We start from the raw sequence: 19844 nt of genomic DNA, 5'->3' as shown, positions 1-19844 counted from the left end.
CCATAGGTGTGACTGAGTTCGGTAAACCCTTGCGCGCCAACGCAACTTCTATACCCGGATTGGTTGTTTGGGAGCTGTCGGTGCACGGGGACAACCGGGGGTGGTTCAAGGAGAACTGGCAGCGGGAGAAGATGGTTTCGCTCGGCTTGCCTGACTTCAAGCCGGTGCAGAACAACGTCTCCCTCAACGAAGCCGCAGGCACCACGCGCGGGATTCACGCAGAGCCGTGGGACAAATTCGTCTCCGTTGCGACCGGCCGAATCTTCGGTGCGTGGGTGGACCTGCGTGCCGGCCCCACCTTCGGCACCACCTTCACCACCGAGATCGACCCGTCCCGAGCGGTTTTCGTCCCCCGTGGCGTCGGCAACGGATTCCAGACCTTGGAGCCCGACACCGCCTACATCTATCTGGTCAACGACCACTACTCACCCGACGGCGAGTACACATCGGTCAATCTCGCTGACGAGGCCCTCGCCATAGAATGGCCGATCCCCTTGGGTCGCGCCGAAATGTCAGCGAAGGATCGTGGTCATCCGAGCGTGGCGGAAGTCAAACCGCTTCTCTCGCGAAAGACACTCGTGCTCGGCGCCGGTGGACAACTGGGCAGGGCGCTGCGCGAGGCCTACGCCGGCGTGCCGAGCGTCGAGTTCGCCGAACGCGCCGACATCGACCTGACCGCTGGGGGAATCGAGACCGCGCGCCGCTGGCGCGACTACGAGACGATCATCAACGCCGCCGCCTATACGGGTGTGGACTCCGCCGAGACCGCGCAAGGGCGGGCGACGGCGTGGGCCACCAACGTCGCCGGCGTCACCGCTCTAGCGCGCACCGCCGCCGACCACAACATCACACTGGTGCACATCTCCAGCGACTACGTGTTCGATGGCGAGGCACCCAGGCCCTACCGCGAGGACGACCGCTTGTCGCCGCTAGGTGTGTACGGGCAGACCAAAGCCGCCGGCGACCAAATCGTGGCCACGCTGGATCGGCACTACATCGTCCGAACATCGTGGGTGATCGGCGACGGACATAACTTCGTGCGCACCATGTTGTCTCTCGCCGATCGCGGCGTAAACCCTTCCGTCGTCAGCGACCAACACGGCCGGCTCACGTTCACCTCTGAGATCGCAAGAGCAATCCGGTATTTGACCGAGACACCCGCACCGTACGGCACTTACAACGTCACCGGTTCCGGGTCACCGATGTCATGGGCCGAGGTCGCCCGGCGGACATTCGAACTAGCCGGCCACGATCCGGGCCGCGTATCCGACGTAACCACCGAGCAGTACTTCGCCGATGCCTCGAACCCGGTTGCGCCTCGCCCCCCGAACAGCGTGCTGGACCTCGCCAAGATTGCGTCGGCCGGTTTCCAGCCCGAGGACGCGGACGAAACCCTGACGGGTTATGTCCGACTGGAAACCGCAAGAGCCCAGTAGGGATCGACGGGTCAACGGCCGTCGCTGAACACGCGCCCGAGTTCGGCCCGCGACTTGATGCCGAGCTTGCGGTAAACGCGCGACAAGTTCGTCTCGACCGTCTTCGGGCTGATGAACAGCGCCGTGGCCACATCCTTGATTTTCATTCCGGACGCGGCGAGTTCGGCCACCCGGTGCTCCGACGGCGTGAGGCCCATGCTCTTGCCGCTGGGCGCGCTCGCCCGCTTGATCTCGGCGCGCGCACGCTCGGCCCACAGCGGCGTACCCAACGTCTCGAACACGTGCAACGCCTCGGTCATCGTCGTCCGCGACAGCTCCTTCTGCCGGAGCCGCCGCTGTAACTGGCCGAGCAACAACAGCGTTCGAGCGCGCTCGAAGGGCATCGGCAGCCGCTCGTGATGGGTCAACGCCAGCTTCGCCGTCTCGGCGGCCGCGTCGACATCCCCCTGCGCGGCCAACCAGAGACTGCGGCACCGCGCGCCTATCGCCAGCATCCACGGCCGATCCAGTAAGCGACCGTTGCTCTCCAGCGCCTCGATCATCGGCTCGGTCTCGGCCGCGCGGCCAAGTGCGATCATCGACTCGACGGCGTCCGGGAGGTAGCCCACGGTGATGATCTCGGTGCTGGGGAGAAGGGGGAACCGGTCGATCAGCGGCTGCAGTACCTGCGCGGCCTGCTCGTAGCGGACGAGCGATACCTCCAAAAATGCCAGGCTGATCGACGCCCAGTCCGCCAACCGGGGTGAGCCGCACTGTCGCGCGAGGTCGACCGCGTTGTTCGCCACCTCGCGAGTTTCGTCCTCTCTGCCCGCATACGCCGCCACTGCCGACTTGATGGCTTTGGCGACGACGCGCATGTGTTCGCCGCCGAGCTGTTGTGCCCGCTCGATTGTCTCCTCGGCGACGCGGGTTGCCTCGTCGTAGCGCCCGCGCCAGATTTCGATCAGCGCGTTGAACACCGCGACAAAAATCAGGTCGGTCTCTGCACCGCGCTCGACACAGCCTCGGCGCACGACTGCCAACTGGTCGCTCGCCTCGTCCAGCCGTCCGACCCACGCCAACAGCAGGGCGTTGTTGGCCATGGCGCGGAACGCGATCGGCGTCTCGCTGTTCGGGTCTTGTAGTGCCAACGCCCGACGCATGCCCGTCCAGTCGACGCCGCGACCGCACATGAACGCGATGTTGGTTCGCAGGGCCAGCACCTGGCTGGTCAGATCGGGGATTCCGACGTCTTCCGCGTAGGCCGCGGCCCGTTCGGCGTTCTGCAGGGCCGCTCCGAACTCCCCGGCGTTCAGGCGCGCATACGCCAGCAGCAATAGCGTACGGACGCGGACTTCACGGTTGCCCTCGTCGTTATCGAGCGCCTCTTCGAGCAGGCCGACGGCACCGGTGAAGCTGTTGTTGTGAATCCGCATGCTGGCCAACAGGTTCAGTGCCATAGCCCGGTGCACGCCGCGTGGCATCCGCTCGGCCAACCCGTCCAGCAGGGAATGGGCGCGCTCGAGGTCACCTGCGTGGAGATAATGGTCGGCCGCGCGGATCCGCCGCGCCGGGACATCCCCACCGAGACCGATGGCGAGTTCGAGCAACTCGGCGGCCGCGGCCGGCGCACCGCGTGTACGCGCCGCTTCTGCGGCGACGTCGAGTGCCTCGAGGGTCGCCGGATCGGCGCTGGCGGCGGCCAGTGCCATATGTCGGGCTCTCGATTCCGGAAGCACTACCGCCTCGGCCAGCGACCGGTGCATGGCACGTCGCTCACCGGGCTTGGCGTCGGTGTAGACGCTGCGCGCCAACAGGGCGTGGGCGAACGCGACGTCGTCTCCGTTGATCGTCAGGATGCCTTTGGCTTTCGCATCGGCGAGGAGTTCGGCAGTGCGGTCGGTGGTGCTGCCTGTGACGCGCGCAAGCAGGTCGATGGTCGGCGCCGCTTCACATGCGGCTGCCAACAGCAGGACCTGGGTCTCGGGTTCCAGCCGACCGATTCGGCGTCGCATCAATTCCGCAAGCGTCGCCGGCATCACCGATTGGGAACCGCCTGCCTCGAACGCCCGAGCGAGTTCGAGGGCGTAGAACGGGTTACCTCCGGAAATCTCGGCGATCCGCACCATTGTCGGGCGAGGGAACGTCCGGCCGAGCCGCGCCGAGACAAGCGCGTGCAATCCGCCGAGACTAAGGGGGCCGACGTGAACCCGGTCCACCTCGCCCGAAGTGCCCACCTGCAGCCAACTCGCCGCGCCGGCGCCTTCGTGTTCGGTGCGTTCGGTGAGCAAAATTCCCACCCGACCGGTCAACTGCCTCGCCGCGAAGGCCACCACGGCTTGACTGGACGGGTCGAGCCACTGCACGTCGTCGAGAGCCACCAGCAATGGCCCGTCGGCGGAGAGTCGCTCGATGGCCGCGGCGAGTGCCGCGCCGACAACACCCTGGTCGGTCGGGGGGCCTTCGCCGTCGGCGCGCAACAGCACCCGGTCGACGGCGAGGCGCTGAACATCTGGCAGGTCGGCGAAGACTTCGGGGTCGACGTCGCCGAGAAGGTCCGCGACGGCGGCATACGCGAGAGCGGTTTCCGCCTGCCCGGCTCGCGCCGTCAACGTCAAAAAGCCGCGTTGGCGCGCTTCGGAGATACCGGTGAGCCACAGGGTGGTCTTACCCACTCCGGCTTCCCCTTCGATGACGAGGCCGGACGGTGCGCTCCCGGCGGATAGCAGAAACTCCGCCACCGCGCGAAACGCGGCCGGACGCTCGACAACGCCGGAAGCCAATTTTCCCACCCTCGATCGGCAGCAAATCGAGGATACCCTGCTCAACCCAGCGACGGCAGCCCTGGGTTCCGACGATTGTCCTGCTAAGTGGGGTACTGGCTGCGGTAGATCAGGCCGAGCAGAGAATTTCTGGCAACGTCAAAAATGGCGCTGCCGGATACGTGTGCCGACTTGTGCAGAGAGCCGTTGATGCGGCGCGCCCGCAGCGAGGCATGTCCGCGAGACGATGTCTTGAGAGCCCGCGCCGAATACGCCGTACAGCACCTCGTCACTGGGGACGGACACGGTGACGAGCAGTTGGACCGGCGTGCCTTCCTCGGTCACGGTCGCCGCGGCGGCGTCGAGGCGGGCAACCAAGTCGTCGACGTACTGATCATCGAGCTCAGGCAGATACCACTCCGCCAAGTAGCACGCGGCTGCGCCGCTCCCGCCCATGGGTCAAACGGTAGCTGTTTGCCACGCTAAGGGAATCGGGGGTTTCCCTACGTCTTGTCTCTATGTGGACTCGATCGGTGCTCGTGACGGCGGCCGGCTGACCCTTACGCCGCAGCACCCGGCTTCAGGTACGTGACCAGGCTGACATCGATGCCCTCGTCGATGAAGTAGTACTGGCAGCCCTTCAGATACCGCATGTAGCGGTTGTAGTTCTCCTCGTCGGTGGCCGCGATCGCGGTGTCCTTGTTGCGCTCGAGGCGATCGGCCCAGATGCCCAGCGTCTTGATGTAGTGGTTGCGCAGCGAGATCGCCTCGGGCACCACGAACCCGGCCTTCTCGCCGTGCTCGACCATCATCTGGGTGGTCGGCAGCCGGCCGCCCGGGAAGATCTCGGTGATCATGAACTTGATGAAGCGGGCCATCTCGAAGGTCAGCTTCTTACCGCGTTCGGCCAGGTCGTACGGGTGATAACCGACGCTGCTCTGGATCGTCATCCGGCCGTCCTCGGGCAGAATGTCGAAGCAGGTCTTGAAGAAGTCGTCGTAGCGTTCGAAGCCGAAGTGCTCGAAAGCCTCGATCGACACGATGCGGTCGACGGGGGAGTGGAACTGCTCCCAGCCCTCCAGCCGTACATCGAACGTGCGCTCGGTCTCGATCTTGCTCAGCAGCTCGTTGCAGTACGCCTGCTGGTTCTTCGACAGGGTCAGGCCGATGACGTTGACGTCGTATTTCTCCATCGCTCGCTGCAGCGTGAGGCCCCAGCCGCACCCCACCTCCAGCAGCGTCATGCCGGGCTTCAGGTCGAGTTTGTCCAGGTGCTGATCGACGTTGGCGATCTGGGCCTCCGACAGCGTGACGTTCGGGCCGGTGAAGTACGCGCAGCTGTACTTGCGCGTCGGATCCTGAAAGACGCCGAAGAAGTCGTCCGACAGGTCGTAATGCGCCTGAATGTCCTCGAAGTGAGGCCGCATATCCTTGGTGCCGGTTGAGTTGTCAGACATATTTCTCCTGCTTGGCCTTTCCCGATGACGCGACGCTGCGCTGCGCTCGTCACGCGTGGTCTGGTCGTACACCCTAGCGGTCGCCGAGACCTAGACCCTAATTCGCCAGGCCGCCACTTTCGCCGCTATCAGGCGAGCAGCCCCGCCGGCGCTAGCCGTATGTGGCAAAGTTCGCCTTGAGCTCGCCGACGATGTCGTCCCAGAGCGGCTCGGGCAGCTCATGACCCATGCCGTCGAACAGCACCAGCCGGGCGTCTTTGATCGCCTTGGCGATCGCGCGGCCACCGAACGGGCGCATGAGCCTGTCTTCCTTGCCGTGCAGCACCACTGTGGGTGCCGCGATCTCCCGGTTGTAGCGCAGCAGGCTGCCGCTGCCCAGGATCGCCGCGAAATGGCGTCCGACGCCGGCGGGATAGTAGGACCGGTCGTAGGCCTCGATCGCGTCGGCGCGGAGCCGCTCGTCGGGCGCCGGGAAGCCGGGGCTGCCGATGATTTTGCTGACCCTGACGGAGTTGGCGATGACGGCCTCGCGGGTGGAGTCTTTCGGCCGCTGCAGGATCGCGAGCAGATGCCGTGGGCCCGGCGGCGGCAACAGCGGTTGGTTGTTGCTCGAGAAGATGACCGCCAGCGTCTGGGTGCGTGGCTTGTGGCGGGCGGCGAAGACCTGGGCGATCATGCCGCCCATCGACGCGCCGACGACGTGGGCTCGGTCGATGTCGAGATGGTCGAGCAACGCGGCGGCGTCGTCGGCCATGTCTTCGAGCGTGTAGCCCGCCGCGCTGCGCAACCCGAGGACCGAGCGCACCATCCGCGGCAGCAGCGGGGCACCGGTATGCAGGCCGTCGAGTTTCGATGACAGCCCGACGTCGCGGTTGTCGTAGCGGATCACCCGCAGGCCCTGGTTGACGAGCTTCTCGCAGAACTCCTTGCGCCACAACAGGAGTTGCGCACCGAGGCCCATGATGAGAACCACCGCCGGGTCGTTCGGATCGCCCATGTCCTCGTAGTGGATGTCTACTGGATGGGGGGAGCCGCCGACCCTTGCGAATCCGGTTCGGATCTCCACTTAGCCCTCAACCTCGCTGTCGAACTGGTCGTCGTGCTCCCTGCGGACCTCGACCATGAAGTTGGCGAAATAGCCGGTCAGCTGCGGATCCGACATCATCTGCCACCTCGGCGCGAGCAGCTTCATATAGCGCTCCACGTAAAGGAACTGCTTGCCGATCAGCACCAGTTCGCGCGGCAGCTTGACGTCGTAGGCCTCGGCGAGCGTCGAGAGCTGCTTGCCGATCTCGGCGTAGCTCATGTCGCCCAGCGTCGACATCGTCAGCGGCGTCGCGAACTTCTCCAGGTCCTTGGCGGCCTGCGCCTCGGGCTTCATGGTGCCGACGGCGCCCATCAGTACGACGATCTTGCCCGCCGCGGCATGGTCCTTCTTCACCAGCAGCGCGTACACCAATTCCCTCAGCAGCCAACGGGTGCGAGGGTCGATACGGCCCATGATGCCGAAGTCGAAGAACACGATCTTGCCGTCGTCGTCGACGTAGAGGTTGCCGGCGTGCAGGTCACCGTGGAACAGGCCGTGGCGTAGACCGCCTTCGAAGACGCTGAACAGCAGGGCCTTGACGAGTTCGGTGCCGTCAAAACCCTTCTGCCGGACGCCTTTCACGTCGTCGATTCGGGTGCCCTGGATGCGTTCCATGGTCAGCACGCGCTCGCTGGTGAGATCCCAATAGACCTGCGGTACACGGATGTTGCGGCCCAGAGGGGAGGCGTGCATATGCGATACCCACGCGTCCATCGACTGCGCCTCGAGCCGGAAATCGAGTTCCTCGGCGAGGTTGTCGGCGAAATCGGCGACGACGTCCTGCGCGCTCAGGCGTTGACCCAGCTTGGCGAACTCGACCAGACGCGCGCCGCGCTTGAGGATTTGCAGGTCCGCGGCGACCCGTCTGCGGATGCCGGGCCGCTGGATCTTGACGACGACCTCTTCCCCGCTGTGCAGCGTCGCGTAGTGCACCTGCGCGATCGACGCGGACGCGAACGGAGTCTCGTCGAAGCTCTTGAACAGGTTCGCCGGCTCGTCGCCGAGATCCTCGACGAACAGCTTGTGCACCTCTTTGGGGTCTGCGGGCGGAACCCGGTCGAGCAGGCTGCGGAACTCCTTGGACAGCGGCTCGCCGAACGCGCCGGGACTCGACGCGATGATCTGGCCGAACTTCACGTAGGTGGGGCCCAGGTCGGCGAACGTCTGCGGGATCTGCTTGATGATCTTCTGCTGCCACGAACCACGGCCGGCGATGTTCGTGACCACCCGCGCGCCGGTGCGGGTCACCTGCCAACCCGTCGCCCCGACACGAGCGGCCTCGATCGGCAGCGGGACCCGGTCCAGCCTGGCTATGTCGCGGTGCTGCGCTTTTCGCGTGCCACTCATAGTCTGCAGTGTCTCAAAATCGGCCGTGGGCCGCGAAAAGCTGTGGACGGGCTCACAGTGGGGTGGTTTGCGCCGAAACTGTATTCCAGCATGCGTCCACTCGACTTTTCGCTGCTGGAATACCGTTTCGCGGCGGAACTCAGGCCTCGGCGAAACTGCGCTCGACCTCGTCGCGCGTGCGGACCGGGTCGTCGCCCAGCCGGTACGTCGGCAGCGTGTGCGGTACGTCGGTGCCCGACGCGACCCTGGCCTGTGCCTGCCGGAACTCAGGGATCGGCCCCTGCGCCACGTGCAGGCCGTTGATCACCGACCAGACGGCGGCCCGCCGGGCGGTGCGCTCGACGATGTTGGGGTCCTTGTGCTGGATCAGCTGCTTGGCCCAGCGCGGCATGGTGTCGCGGATGGCCCAGTTCATGGCGGCTTGGGCCGGCGGCAACTCCGGGCCCGTCGCCACCGCGGTGCCGTGCGTGACGGCCAGCCGCGGCAGATAGGACTTGAGGCATTCGGCGACGTCGGCCTTGGTCTCGGGTAGCTCGGTGCCGCCCAGCGCGTGACCGACCCGCACGAACTCGCGGTAGTAGCGGTCGATCTTCTTGCCGCGCAGGGGGTTCGGGTGATAAAGCTCATGTGCGGTGGCCAGGCCCCAGACGACGGTGGCGTAATTCCACCGCAGCCAGTCCGGGTCGTCGGCGTCGTAGCGGGCGCCGTCCGGGCGCGTGCCCTTGATGGTGTGATGCATGGAGCGCACCGCCTGCGCCAGGCGCTCGGCGGTCTCGGTGGATCCGTAGGCCGTCCCGATGAAGAACGCGATCGAATGGCCGAGGCGCACCGCCGCGCCCTTGGGATCGATCTCCGGCCGGCCGACCCCCTGCTCGTCGCGCTTCACCAGCCGCGAGTGGTGCATGCCCATCCAGTAGATCGACGGGTCGAGTCGCTCCATGAACGCCGCGCACTGCAGACCGAAGATCAGCGCCTGCATGTGTGAGTGGACGTGCCAGACGGCGCTGCCCGGGCCGAACCACCCCGGGTCGCCCACCGGCGCCGTGAACTCCATGCCGCGGAAGTAGTTGCGCCGCACGTCCTTGTCGAAGCGCTGGTTGAGCACTTCTGCGATGAACTGATGCGGCAGCAGAATCACGTCGGCTCCTCTGGTCACGACTGTAGCCAGAATACATTTTGGTCACGTATGTGACCAGAGTTGGGGATGGTCGGCTTACCCTGAGGCGGTGTCGAGTCCCACCCGTTGGGCGGGCGTACCGCTCACCGACCGCCGCGCCGAGCGCCGCGCGCAGCTGATCGACGCCGCCTTTCGCCTGTTCGGTGAGGGTGGTGAGGCCGCGGTCTCGGTGCGCTCGGTGTGCCGCGAATGCGGGCTGAACACGCGTTACCTCTACGAGAGCTTCGCCGATGTCGACGACCTGCTGGGTGCCGTTTACGACCAGGTGAGCGCCCAGTTGGCCGAGGCGGTCGGGGCCGCGATGTCACAGGCGGGCGATTCCCTACGGGCGAGGACGCGCGCGGGCATCGCGGCGGTGCTCGGGTTCAGTTCCGAGGACCCCCGCCGCGGCCGGGTGCTGTTCACCGACGCGCGATCGAATCCCGTGTTGGCTGCGCGCCGGGCGGCGACGCAGGACCTGCTGCGTGAAGGCGTGCTCACCGAGGGCTGGCGGCTGCGGCCGGACACCGAATCGATCGCTGCCGAGGTCGGGGCGGCGATGTACACCGGCGCGATGGCCGAACTAGCCCAGCAGTGGCTGGCGGGCCGGCTGGGGACCGACCTCGACGCGGTCGTCGAGCATGCCGTCAGTCAGGTGCTGCGGTAGGAAATAGGCCCGCGAGCGACCGTGTCTGTACATCGACGCGCTGCTAACACTGGGCATTTCGGGGTCACTCGCGCGGCGCGGACGTCGCAAAGTCCTCCACAAGCACCTCGAGAACCGGGCGCCATACCGGCTCGGGCAGGTCGTGGCCCACGCCATCGACGACACGTAAGGCGCGACCTCTACGGCGCGCGCGACGTTGTGCCGGTTGCGCGGCCGCATCATCAGCTCCTTCGAGCCGTGGATGACGACGGTCGGCGCGGTGTGATGCGCCGCTGTGGAACAACAGGCTGCCGGAGCCGAGAATCGCGTCGAACTCGCGCAGCATGCCCTGTCGGTCACCGCGGACTCGGAGCTCGCACACCCGTCGCTGCAACTGCTCCGCGGGCGGAAGAAAACTGGGCCTGTTGCTGACCGCGGTGTTGCAAACCTCGTGCGCCAGCCGCTCTTCGAAAGGTGCGTCGCGGGCCGGCGCGCCGAACGCCAGGCGGATCACCCGCAGCGCAGGCGCCGACGGAACGACGTATCCGCGCTCGTCTTCACCAACCCCGACGAGAGCACGCGGGTGGGGTGACGGACTGCCAGTACCTGGCCGATCATCCCGTCCATCGACGCGCCGACGACGCCACCGGTTGCTTGCCCCACGGCGTCAGCCACGGCGTCGGCTCCCAGTCCTAGAGACCGGCGAGCAGTTCGTAAAGCGTTGCGCCATCGATGGTTTCACGGATGATATCGGCATGGTCGGCATGCCGGGCGAGCTCTTCGATCAGCTGGACGATCACCCAGCGCACCGACCCCGCCGGAACGCCTTTGGGGAACCAGGGGACATGCTGCGGGCTCGGCACCGCCGCGTCGAGGTCGGCCGCGTCGATCAGCCGGATGGTCTCGGCGTTCTGCTCGTCGAACCTGGCGAGGATGTCGGCGAGCGTCTCGTCGTCTCGCATGACGAACTCGTTCTGATAGTCGGCCTGCTGAGCGTCCATCGGGGTGGGGGAATTGCGGGCATGCTCAGTTTCCTTCCGGATTCCTATGGGCGTAAAGGTCTCGGATACAGGCGATTTCGGCGCCATGATGGATGAACTCTCGGTTGATGTGGAGCACCAGCGTGATGAACGGATGGTCGGCGTAGGGGCCCTCGGCGGGGCCGCACGGCCGGTTCAGGTCGTCGTCGGACAACCCGCGCACACCGCCGACCCAGATACCGTACTGCTCGTCGAGTTGCTGCAGCGCGGTCGCGGCATCCGTCGCGTAATGCCACGACTGATAGTCGGCCCGCGGCGCGCCGAAATGGCTGTGGTTGCGCATCGCGAACACGCCGACGATGACGTGTGCGAGCCGCCAGGCGATCGTCGTGAACGGTGCCGGTGTCGGCTCGGGGTGGCTGAAGTCGATCGAGCCGTCCCGGTGCACGGTCCAACAGTCGGGCACCGGCTGCCAGAAGTACTCGTCTTCGGTGAGCCCGTGGAACCGGGGACGCAGGAAGTTCGTCCAGTGGAAGTCGGCCTGCTCGGCCAGCTCGTCGGTGATCTTCGTAGCCATACGATCAGCCTGACAGGTTGATGGGACAGATTTCCTCCTGAAAGTTGCTGCGTCGGGGTGCATAACCGGCCGATCCGGGGCACCCGCAGCGCATGGAAGAAGATCGTCGCTATTCGATGCCGACGAAGGCACCGGGTCTGCTCTTGGGGCTGGGACTCGGTGGTTTCGTCGACGGCATCGTGGTGCATGAAATCCTGCAGTGGCACACATGGTGAGCAACGTCGAGTCCTATCCGCCCGACACGCTTACCGGGCTGGAGATCAACGTCGTCGCCGATGGGTTTTCCACGTCGTGACGTGGTTGCTCGTGGCACTTGCGACGTCGCTGACCCTGTTGGCCTGGCAGCAGCGCCGGCTCGCGCCCAACTGGTCGTTTCATCTGGGGCTGCTCTTGACGGGCTGGGGAATCTTCAACCTCGTCGAGGGTGTCATCGACCACCAGATCCTGGGCGTACACCATGTGCGCGACGACCTCGGCGCACCGCTGTCGTGGGATATCGCGTTCTTGATCTTCGGCGCGCTCCTCATCGCGGTCGGATGGCCGGTCTACCGTCGCGGAGCGCGTCAGCTGCAGAAAGTGGCACTCAGCGGACAGAAATCATCCTGAACCTGTGACAGCCTTTCAGCCGGTGAGCTGCAAGCGGTCCGCGAGCATCAGGAACGCCCCCGCGAACGGATTGTCGGCGGTCTCTGCGCGGAGTCGGGCCCAGTCCAGTTGCTCCCGCACCGCGCGCACGGCCGGCAACAGCGCGGCGAAGTCGCAATGGTGTTCGTTGAGGGAGTTCAGCTTCTCGCGCAGCACCTGGGTCGGCGGCAGTACGCGCATCCGGACCGCGAGCACGTCGTACTCCTCGGCCGACAGGATGCTTTCCTTGTCGACGGGGACACCGTTGAGCCGGTGCAGCACGTCGATGACGAAGTCCTGTTCGACGCACGCCTTGAACAGCCAGTCCTCCGGGGTGCGCTCGATGCGGAACCCGGCCTCCTCCAGCGTGGCGGCGGCCTTCTCGGTGTCGGGTTCGGCGACCACGAAGTCCACGTCGTGCACCGGTTCCGGGCCGCCGAACACCCACAGCGCATAGCTGCCGGCCAGCGCGAAATCCGGGCCCTGCGCGCGCAGTGCCGACGCCGCGCGCTTGAGCGCGTCGCGCAGATCATCGTTTCGCTGGGGCACTACTCTCCTGGGGCCGACCGATGGGCTAGCGGCCATTGTGGGTAGCTAGTACCCATGCAGATGCGGATGGCCACCTTCAACATCTTGCACGGACGCAGCGTGCACGACGGCATGGTCCATCGAGACCGGCTGGTCGAGTCCGTCCGGGAACTCGACGCCGACATCCTGGCGCTGCAAGAGGTCGACCTCGATCAGCCGCGGTCGGGTATGGCCGACCTGACCGCGGTCGCCGCAGAGGCGATGGGAGCGGTGAGCCACCGGTTCGTGGCGGCGATCTCCGGCACCCCCGGCGCCACCTGGATGGCCGCGACGGGCCAAGAACAACCCGGGACCGCCGCTTACGGGATAGCGCTGCTGTCGCGGTTTCCCGCCGAGTCATGGCAGGTGGTGCGGCTGCCTCGGATTCCGATGCGGTTCCCGATGTATCTACCCGGCCCGAACCGGGTTCAGATCGTCAACGAGGAACCCCGCTCGGCGATGGTGGGGCGGCTGAACACCCCTCTGGGCGCCCTGACCGTCGCCAACACGCATCTGTCGTTCGTGCCGGGATGGAACCGGGTGCAGCTGTGGCGACTACTGCGCGATCTGCGGGGCTTCGCGGCGCCCTGTGTCCTGATGGGCGATCTGAACATGGCACCGCGCCCGGTCCGACGATGGACGCGGCTGCGGGCGCTTGCCTCGGCGCTCACGTTCCCCGCCGACGAGCCCGACCGTCAGCTCGACCACATCGTCACCAATGATCGCGGCCTGCGGGTGGAGCGATGCTGTGCTCCGTCACTGCCGATCTCAGACCACCGCGCTCTGGTCGTCGACGTCTCCCGCTCCTGACGTGCCGACCGACGGCCGCAACAGTCCCGGCTTCGCGTGAGCCCACACGAAGCGCGGGCGCACGAGTTTTCGCGATCTGTCCGCAGTCTCGATCACCGCTGCCGTGCACGTCGTAGGGTTTGGGTGTGCGGGTCATTTCGGCGGAGTCGACGGATCTGTTCGTCGGGCCGGCGGAAGCGCCGCGGCAGATCGTGCGGGTCGACTACACCGGCGGAGCGGGCGAGGTGCGCATCGACGGCGACGGCCTGGCGGGCCACGCCCGGGCGGCGGCGGAGGACGGCAGCCTGGAGGTGGCGGTCACGGTGACCGGTGCCGTCGCCGGCGAGCAGCGGCCGGCGCGGGCGGTCACCAGCGAGGGGATCTCGCCGTTCGTCTTCACCGTTGCCGAACCGGGCTGGACCATGTACATGATCAGCCACTTCCACTACGACCCGGTGTGGTGGAACACCCAAGCGGCCTACACCAGTATGTGGAGCGAGGACCCGCCGGGCCGTTGCCGACAGGCCAACGGCTTCGACCTGGTGACTGCGCATCTCGAAATGGCCCGCCGCGAACCGGAATATAAGTTCGTGCTGGCCGAGGTCGACTACCTCAAGCCGTTCTGGGACACCCACCCAGAAGACCGCGACGATCTGCGCCGATTCATCGCCGACGGCCGCGTCGAGATCATGGGCGGCACCTACAACGAGCCGAACACCAACCTCACCAGCCCCGAGACGACGATCCGTAACTTCGTGCACGGCATCGGTTTTCAACGCGACGTGCTGGGTGCCGACCCGGCGACGGCCTGGCAACTCGACGTGTTCGGCCACGACCCGCAGTTTCCGGGCATGGCCGCCGACGCCGGGCTGACGTCGAGCTCGTGGGCCCGTGGTCCGCACCACCAGTGGGGCCCGATGAGCGGCGGCGGCGACCCGGAGCGCATGCAGTTTTCCAGCGAGTTCGAGTGGATCTCCCCGTCCGGGCGCGGGCTGCTGACGCACTACATGCCCGCACACTATGCGGGCGGCTGGTGGATGGATTCGGCACCGACGCTGGAGCAAGCCGAAGCCGAGACGTACCGACTGTTCACCTCGCTGAAGACGGTGGCGCTGACCCGCAACGTGTTACTGCCCGTCGGCACCGATTACACGCCACCGAACAAGTGGGTCACCGCTATTCACCGGGATTGGAGTGCCCGCTACACCTGGCCCCGGTTCGTCTGCGCATTGCCCAGGGAGTTCTTCGCCGCGGTGCGCGCCGAACTGGCCGAGCGTGGTGTCGACGCGTCACCGCAGACGCGCGACATGAACCCGATCTACACCGGCAAGGACGTCTCGTACATCGACACCAAGCAGGCCAACCGGGCGGCCGAGGACGCCGTGCTCGACGCCGAGAAGTTCGCGGTGTTCGCCGGACTTCTCGGCGGTGCGACGTACCCGCAGGCGGCGCTGGCCAAGGCGTGGGTCCAGCTCGCCTACGGTGCGCACCACGACGCGATCACCGGGTCGGAATCCGATCAGGTGTACCTGGATCTGCTGACCGGCTGGCGTGAGGCGTGGGAACTGGGTAGGACGGCCCGGGACAACGCGCTGGCCATATTGTCAGGTGCGATCGAGGGATCGGCCGTCGTATGGAACACATTGGCGCACAAGCGTACCGACGTCGTCACCGCCCGGCTGCCGCGACCCGTCGGCGCGGTGCGCGTTCTCGACAGTGCCGGCGAGGAGGTGCCCGCTCACGTCGGGCACGGAGGGCGCACGGTCAGCTGGCTTGCCCGTGACCTACCGTCGCTGGGTTGGCAGTCCTACCGATTCGAGGAATCAGATGCGTCGCCCACTTGGGAACCGTTGAGCGGCAATGAGATCGGCAACGACCATTACCGGCTGCGGGTGGACCCCGCGCGCGGCGGTGCCGTCGACTCGTTGGTCGAATGCGGTTCGGGCCGTGCGCTGATCACACCGGGCAGGGTCGGAAACGAGTTGGCGGTGTACGAGGAGTATCCGGCGCACCCGGAGGCGGGTGAGGGTCCGTGGCACCTGCTGCCCAAGGGGCCGGTGGTCTGTTCGTCGTCCTTTGCGGCCACGGTTCGGGCCTACCGGGGACGGCTCGGTGAGCGCTTGGTGATCCACGGCTCAGTCGGTGAAGTGCTGCGCTACACACAAGTTCTCACCCTGTGGCACGCCGTGGCGCGCGTCGACTGCCGGACCGCGATCGACGAGTTCACCGGCGTCGACCGGTTACTCCGGGTGCGCTGGCCGTGCCCGGTGCCTGGCGCACTGCCGGTCAGCGAGGTCGGCGACGCGGTGATCGGGCGGGGATTCGGGCTGCTGCACCAGGGCGGAGAGGAACTAGCGGTCGACTCCGCAACGCATCCGTGGACGCTGGACAATCCGGCCTACCGATGGTTCGGGCTGTCGTCGGCGGTGCGGGTACGCGTTGGCGACGGGTGCCGCGCGGTGTCCGTTGCCGAGGTGGTGACGCCGACCGAGACTGTGTCAGCGATGGCTCGTCCGCTGATGGTGGCGCTCGCGCGGGCCGGGGTCACCGCGACGTGCAGCGGTGCCGACAAACCCCGGTACGGCGACCTCGCCGTCGACTCCAACCTGCCCGATGCGCGGATCGTTCTGGGCGGCCCTGAGCAAAACCGGTTCGCGGCAGCGGTTCTCGCCGCAGCTGATTCGTCTTACACGCTGGAGCTGAAGCGACAGCTGGACACGACCGGCACGGCCAGGGTGTGGGTACCGGCGGTCGCGCCGCTGTCCGACGCGTGGGTGCCGAGCGCGGATCTGCGCGGCGTGCGGACCCTGCCGGTGCTGATCGTTGCGGGTTCGGCGTTGGACGATGTGGTGGCAGGTGTGGTCGACGACTTGGCCGACTGTGAGATCGGCGTCGATCAGGCCGCGCCGGCGGGTCTGGCCGACTTCGAGAACCGCACGGTGGCACTGCTGAACCGCGGATTGCCCGGTTTTGCCGTCGAACCGGATGGGACACTGCATCTCTCGCTGATGCGATCCTGTACGGGTTGGCCTTCGGGCACGTGGATCGACCCGCCGCGGCGGACTGCGCCGGACGGATCGAACTTTCAGCTGCAGCACTGGACACACACCTTCGACTACGCGCTGATCTCCGGTGACGGGGACTGGCGGGCCGCAGGTGTTCCGGCGCGCAGCGCGGAGTTCTCCCGCCCGTTTCTGGCGGTCACGGAGAAGTCTCCAGTGGCGGGCGGCCTGCCACCGTCGGGCTCGCTGCTGGAGATAGAGCCGGCGGGGTCGGTGCAACTCGGTGCGCTCAAGGCCGCCGGTAACCCGCTGGCCAGCGGTAGCGTTCGGCCGGTTCACCCGTCGGAGGGTGTGGCGATGCGCCTGGTCGAAACCACCGGAGCCGCGGCCGAAGTCACGGTCACATCCGGATTGCGGCGAGTCTCCGCCGCGGTTCGGGTGGATCTTCTGGAGCGACCGCGTGTGCAGGAGGTGACACCGGACGGGTTGTCGTTGCACGGCTTCGAGATCGCCACCGTGCTGGCGCGGTTCAATCTGCCGCAGGCCCTGGAGGCCGACCATGCGGTGTTGGCGGCCGACGCCGAGGAGGCCCAGCCGCTTTACGCGCGGTACTGGCTGCACAACCGCGGTCCGGCGGCGCTGGGTGGCCTGCCCGCCGTCGCCTACCTGCATCCGCAGCACGTCGTGGCGTCGGAATCGCCTGTGCAGCTTCGCCTTACCGCAGCCAGCGATTGCTCCGACGAGGTTCTCCATGGGCGGGTGCGCCTGCTGTGTCCGGACGGCTGGTCGGCAGAACCGGCGGTGCTGCCGTTCATGTTGCCGCCCGGTGAGTACCTGGACACCAGTGTGAGCGTGACCGTGCCGGCCGGTGTGGTGCCGGGGTTGTACCCGGTGCGTGCGGAGTTGGCGTTGACGGGCGCCCATGTCTCGATCCCTCCGTCCTGGCGCCAGGTGGTCGAGGACGTCTGCGTCATCGCGGTCGACGCGCCCCCGGACGACGTGCTGCTCCGGTTGGTCGGTGGACCGGAGCCGGTCGACGTCGTCGCCGGCGAGGCGGCGCGACTGGAGGTGACCGTCGGCACCGACGCATGGGCCGACATCGCCGTCGAAGCGCACTTGATCAGCCCGTGGGGTACCTGGGAGTGGTTGGGGCCGGCGGCATCCGGAGTCGAGCTGTCGGCTCGCGGCACCGCCGAGATCGGTTTCGACGTCGCGCCGCCGGCCTGGGTCGAGCCCGGCGAATGGTGGGCGCTGGTCCGGTTGGCCGCCGCTGGGCATCTCGTGTACTCGCCCGCTGTGAAGGTGACGGTCCGGTGAGTCAGACGGGTCGATGGGCAGGCGTTGCAGCGACGGTGGACGGTGTGCCGGTGTCGGTCGAGCAGGTCGACGCTCGGGAGGCTGCCATGCGCGGATCGCCGATCGCCTCCGCGCTCCCGCGGCCCGGGACCGGCGAGGGCCGGCAGCTGCGACGATGGCTGACCCAGCTTCTGGTGGCCGAGCGTGTCGTGGCGGCCGAGGCTGTGGCGCGCGGGTTGACCGGCGACGACGCACCGACCGAGAGTGAGCTGCTACCCGACATGACCGTGCGGATGGAGGTCGGCAGCTTGGCGGCGTCGGTGCTGGGCGACCCGCTGGCTCGCGCGGTGTTCGCCGAGGTGACGGCCGGGATCGGCGTCACCGGCGCCGAGGTCGCGTCGTACCAGAATCGAAACCCGTTGCGGTTCAACGACACCGCGGAGGTCGCGGCATATCTCGCCGCCGCCTCCCGGCGCCGCGCGTTTCGGCTGTGGCTGGACGCCCGATGCGCAGCCGTCGCCCGCCTCGCCCCGGGGTACGAGCATCCCGGCGACCCCCGTCAGCCCGATAACACCCACCGACACTGATGGACGATCTCACGCTGGCGCTCGACATCGGCGGCACGAAGATCGCGGTGGGTCTCGTCGACGACGAGGGCACCTTGATGCATCAAGGCAAGCTGCCGACGCCCGACGGCGACGCCGAAGCGATTTGGGCAGTGGTGGACTCGCTGCTTACCGAGGCCCTGGCGGCCGCCGGCGGGCGCGTCCGTGCTGCGGGTATCGCATCGGCCGGGCCGATCGACCTGCCGACGGGCACCGTCAGCCCGATCAACATCCCCGAGTGGCAACGGTTTCCGGTTGTCGAGCGGGTGTCGATGGCCATCGGTGCCACGGCGCGGTTGGCCGGCGACGGATTATGCATGGCGCTGGGGGAGCGGTGGCGTGGTGCGGGTCGTGGCGCCGACTTTCTGCTCGGAATGGTGGTGTCGACTGGAGTCGGCGGTGGCCTGGTGCTCGACGGCGCCGCTTACGACGGCCGGACCGGCAATGCCGGGCACGTCGGCCACGTCGTCGTCGATCCGCAGGGCGCGCTGTGCAGCTGTGGCGGCCGCGGCTGCGTCGAGACCATCGCCGCGGGCCCGCGCATGGCGCAGTGGGCTCGCGAACAAGGGTGGGACGCGCCCGTCGACGCCGACGCCAAGGCGTTGGCCGAAGCGGCCAACGCCGGTGATGCCGTCGCATTGCGGGCGTTTCGCCGTGGCGCGGTGGCGGTGGCTGCGATGGTCGCGTCGGTCGCGGCGGTCTGCGACCTGGACCGAGTCGTCATCGGCGGTGGGGTAGCCAAGTCCGGGGCGCTGCTGTTCGACCCCGTCCGAGATGCGCTGGCGTCTTACACCGGGCTGACCTTCCTGCGTGATCTGCAGGTGGTGCCCGCCGAGCTCGGTGGCGAAGCGGGCCTGGTCGGCGCAGCGCAGTTGGTGACTTCGGTGCCCTACTGATCGCGCAGCGATACATAGCGCACCGAAATCACTAGTCGCACAGGCTCTACAGCACCGGCGCAAGCGTCATGCCGTACTCCGATATCGAATAGTGCACACACGGCGGGACGGAGCGAGCGTCGCGGCGGTCGATGATACCGTCATCCACGAGCTAACGAAGGTGGCGGATGAGCATTCTCGGGTTATGAGGGAAAGCATTGAGATCGCTGTCTTGCTGATCGCCGGCCCGATGGTCGGTGTCGAGATCGCCGTGGCTGTGTTCACCCACCCGGTTATCGGTCGACTACCCGATGATGCGTTCCGCCAGGCGCGCAGCGACGACAGTCGAGTGCTGGGCAAAGTGATGCCATTCTGGTACATCACCACGCTGGCACTCTTGATCGTGGCGGCTGTCGTCACGTGGCAGAATTGGCTCATTATCGCTGCGGCGGCGGTGCTGGCGCTCGTCGTGCTGATGACGGTGACGCTGATGGTGCCGATCAACAACCGCATTGGTCGCTGGTCGGCGCCCGCTGACACCGACCGCGACGACGCCCGACTCTGGGATCGGCTGCACTGGCGGCGGGTGTTCCTGCTCGTCGCGATGCTTGTCCTGCTGACTGTGGGCCTGACCGTCTAGCAACGTTTTCCGCATAACC

18 protein-coding genes and 2 pseudogenes are annotated in these 19844 nt (G+C 67.1%); 8 read left to right on the top strand and 12 right to left on the bottom strand.

Annotation, left to right across the window (positions count from 1 at the left end):
- The first annotated feature begins 8 nt into the window (after positions 1-8).
- The gene (locus QGN32_RS07375; RefSeq protein WP_326547950.1) at positions 9-1436 is read left to right on the top strand and encodes a sugar nucleotide-binding protein; all 1428 of its coding nucleotides are present in this window, start codon (positions 9-11) and stop codon (positions 1434-1436) included.
- An 11-nt stretch (positions 1437-1447) separates the two neighbouring features.
- Here QGN32_RS07375 and QGN32_RS07370 read toward each other — a convergent pair whose 3' ends face one another.
- From QGN32_RS07370 to QGN32_RS07345, 6 genes are all read right to left on the bottom strand, one after another.
- Positions 1448-4198: a helix-turn-helix transcriptional regulator gene (locus QGN32_RS07370; protein ID WP_326547949.1), complete on the bottom strand. Its 2751-nt coding sequence runs from the start codon at positions 4196-4198 to the stop codon at positions 1448-1450.
- Positions 4199-4336: 138 nt separating this feature from the next.
- Entirely contained in the window at positions 4337-4633 is a 297-nt protein-coding gene (locus QGN32_RS07365) for a hypothetical protein (RefSeq protein ID WP_326547948.1), read from the bottom strand.
- Between the two features lie 104 nt (positions 4634-4737).
- Positions 4738-5634, bottom strand: a complete 897-nt coding sequence (locus QGN32_RS07360) for a cyclopropane mycolic acid synthase family methyltransferase (RefSeq protein ID WP_326547947.1) — start codon at positions 5632-5634, stop codon at positions 4738-4740.
- Between the two features lie 151 nt (positions 5635-5785).
- Complete coding sequence (locus QGN32_RS07355; protein WP_326547946.1) at positions 5786-6700, bottom strand: alpha/beta fold hydrolase; 915 nt, start codon at positions 6698-6700, stop codon at positions 5786-5788.
- The gene (locus tag QGN32_RS07350; protein WP_326547945.1) at positions 6701-8068 is read right to left on the bottom strand and encodes an ABC1 kinase family protein; all 1368 of its coding nucleotides are present in this window, start codon (positions 8066-8068) and stop codon (positions 6701-6703) included.
- 139 nt (positions 8069-8207) lie between these two features.
- Positions 8208-9203 carry an oxygenase MpaB family protein gene (locus QGN32_RS07345; protein ID WP_326548976.1) on the bottom strand — a complete coding sequence of 332 codons (996 nt, stop codon included), beginning with the start codon at positions 9201-9203 and terminating at the stop codon, positions 8208-8210.
- 91 nt (positions 9204-9294) lie between these two features.
- Here QGN32_RS07345 and QGN32_RS07340 point away from each other — a divergent pair, with 91 nt between their 5' ends.
- Entirely contained in the window at positions 9295-9891 is a 597-nt protein-coding gene (locus QGN32_RS07340; RefSeq protein ID WP_326547944.1) for a TetR/AcrR family transcriptional regulator, read from the top strand.
- A gap of 64 nt (positions 9892-9955) precedes the next feature.
- On the opposite strand, the gene QGN32_RS07335 is transcribed toward QGN32_RS07340, so the two are convergent.
- From QGN32_RS07335 to QGN32_RS07320, 4 genes and pseudogenes are all read right to left on the bottom strand, one after another.
- Positions 9956-10216 carry a hypothetical protein gene (locus tag QGN32_RS07335; protein WP_326547943.1) on the bottom strand — a complete coding sequence of 87 codons (261 nt, stop codon included), beginning with the start codon at positions 10214-10216 and terminating at the stop codon, positions 9956-9958.
- A 164-nt stretch (positions 10217-10380) separates the two neighbouring features.
- Positions 10381-10545, bottom strand: a complete 165-nt coding sequence (locus QGN32_RS07330) for a hypothetical protein (protein ID WP_326547942.1) — start codon at positions 10543-10545, stop codon at positions 10381-10383.
- Positions 10546-10562: 17 nt separating this feature from the next.
- Positions 10563-10874: pseudogene (locus QGN32_RS07325) on the bottom strand (mycothiol transferase); the annotation flags it as partial.
- 22 nt (positions 10875-10896) lie between these two features.
- Positions 10897-11427: a DinB family protein gene (locus QGN32_RS07320; protein ID WP_326547941.1), complete on the bottom strand. Its 531-nt coding sequence runs from the start codon at positions 11425-11427 to the stop codon at positions 10897-10899.
- Positions 11428-11519: 92 nt separating this feature from the next.
- Between QGN32_RS07320 and QGN32_RS07315 the strand changes: the two are divergent.
- Positions 11520-12033: pseudogene (locus QGN32_RS07315) on the top strand (DUF2243 domain-containing protein).
- Positions 12034-12048: 15 nt separating this feature from the next.
- Here QGN32_RS07315 and QGN32_RS07310 read toward each other — a convergent pair.
- Positions 12049-12600: a nucleotidyltransferase family protein gene (locus QGN32_RS07310; RefSeq protein WP_326547940.1), complete on the bottom strand. Its 552-nt coding sequence runs from the start codon at positions 12598-12600 to the stop codon at positions 12049-12051.
- Between the two features lie 60 nt (positions 12601-12660).
- Between QGN32_RS07310 and QGN32_RS07305 the strand changes: the two genes are divergently transcribed.
- From QGN32_RS07305 to QGN32_RS07290, 4 genes are all read left to right on the top strand, one after another.
- Positions 12661-13428, top strand: coding sequence for an endonuclease/exonuclease/phosphatase family protein (locus QGN32_RS07305; protein WP_326548975.1), 768 nt, complete (start codon positions 12661-12663; stop codon positions 13426-13428).
- Between the two features lie 125 nt (positions 13429-13553).
- Entirely contained in the window at positions 13554-17726 is a 4173-nt protein-coding gene (locus tag QGN32_RS07300; RefSeq protein WP_326547939.1) for a glycoside hydrolase family 38 N-terminal domain-containing protein, read from the top strand.
- On the top strand, positions 17723-18292 hold the full coding sequence (locus tag QGN32_RS07295; protein ID WP_442791793.1) for a DUF7158 domain-containing protein: 570 nt from the start codon (positions 17723-17725) through the stop codon (positions 18290-18292). Before QGN32_RS07300 ends, QGN32_RS07295 begins: the two co-directional genes overlap by 4 nt.
- Positions 18292-19206: an ROK family protein gene (locus QGN32_RS07290; protein ID WP_326547938.1), complete on the top strand. Its 915-nt coding sequence runs from the start codon at positions 18292-18294 to the stop codon at positions 19204-19206. The genes QGN32_RS07295 and QGN32_RS07290 overlap by 1 nt, the downstream gene beginning before the upstream one ends.
- 46 nt (positions 19207-19252) lie before the next feature.
- Here QGN32_RS07290 and QGN32_RS07285 read toward each other — a convergent pair whose 3' ends face one another.
- Positions 19253-19354 carry a winged helix-turn-helix transcriptional regulator gene (locus tag QGN32_RS07285; RefSeq protein ID WP_326547937.1) on the bottom strand — a complete coding sequence of 34 codons (102 nt, stop codon included), beginning with the start codon at positions 19352-19354 and terminating at the stop codon, positions 19253-19255.
- 36 nt (positions 19355-19390) lie between these two features.
- On the opposite strand from QGN32_RS07285, the gene QGN32_RS07280 reads away from it, so the two are divergent.
- Complete coding sequence (locus QGN32_RS07280) at positions 19391-19825, top strand: anthrone oxygenase family protein (protein ID WP_326547936.1); 435 nt, start codon at positions 19391-19393, stop codon at positions 19823-19825.
- Positions 19826-19844 lie beyond the last annotated feature (19 nt).

The organism is Mycolicibacterium sp. ND9-15 (genome assembly GCF_035918395.1).
Taxonomy (GTDB): Bacteria; Actinomycetota; Actinomycetes; order Mycobacteriales; family Mycobacteriaceae; genus Mycobacterium.
This window is presented reverse-complemented; position numbering and strand designations above follow the sequence as displayed.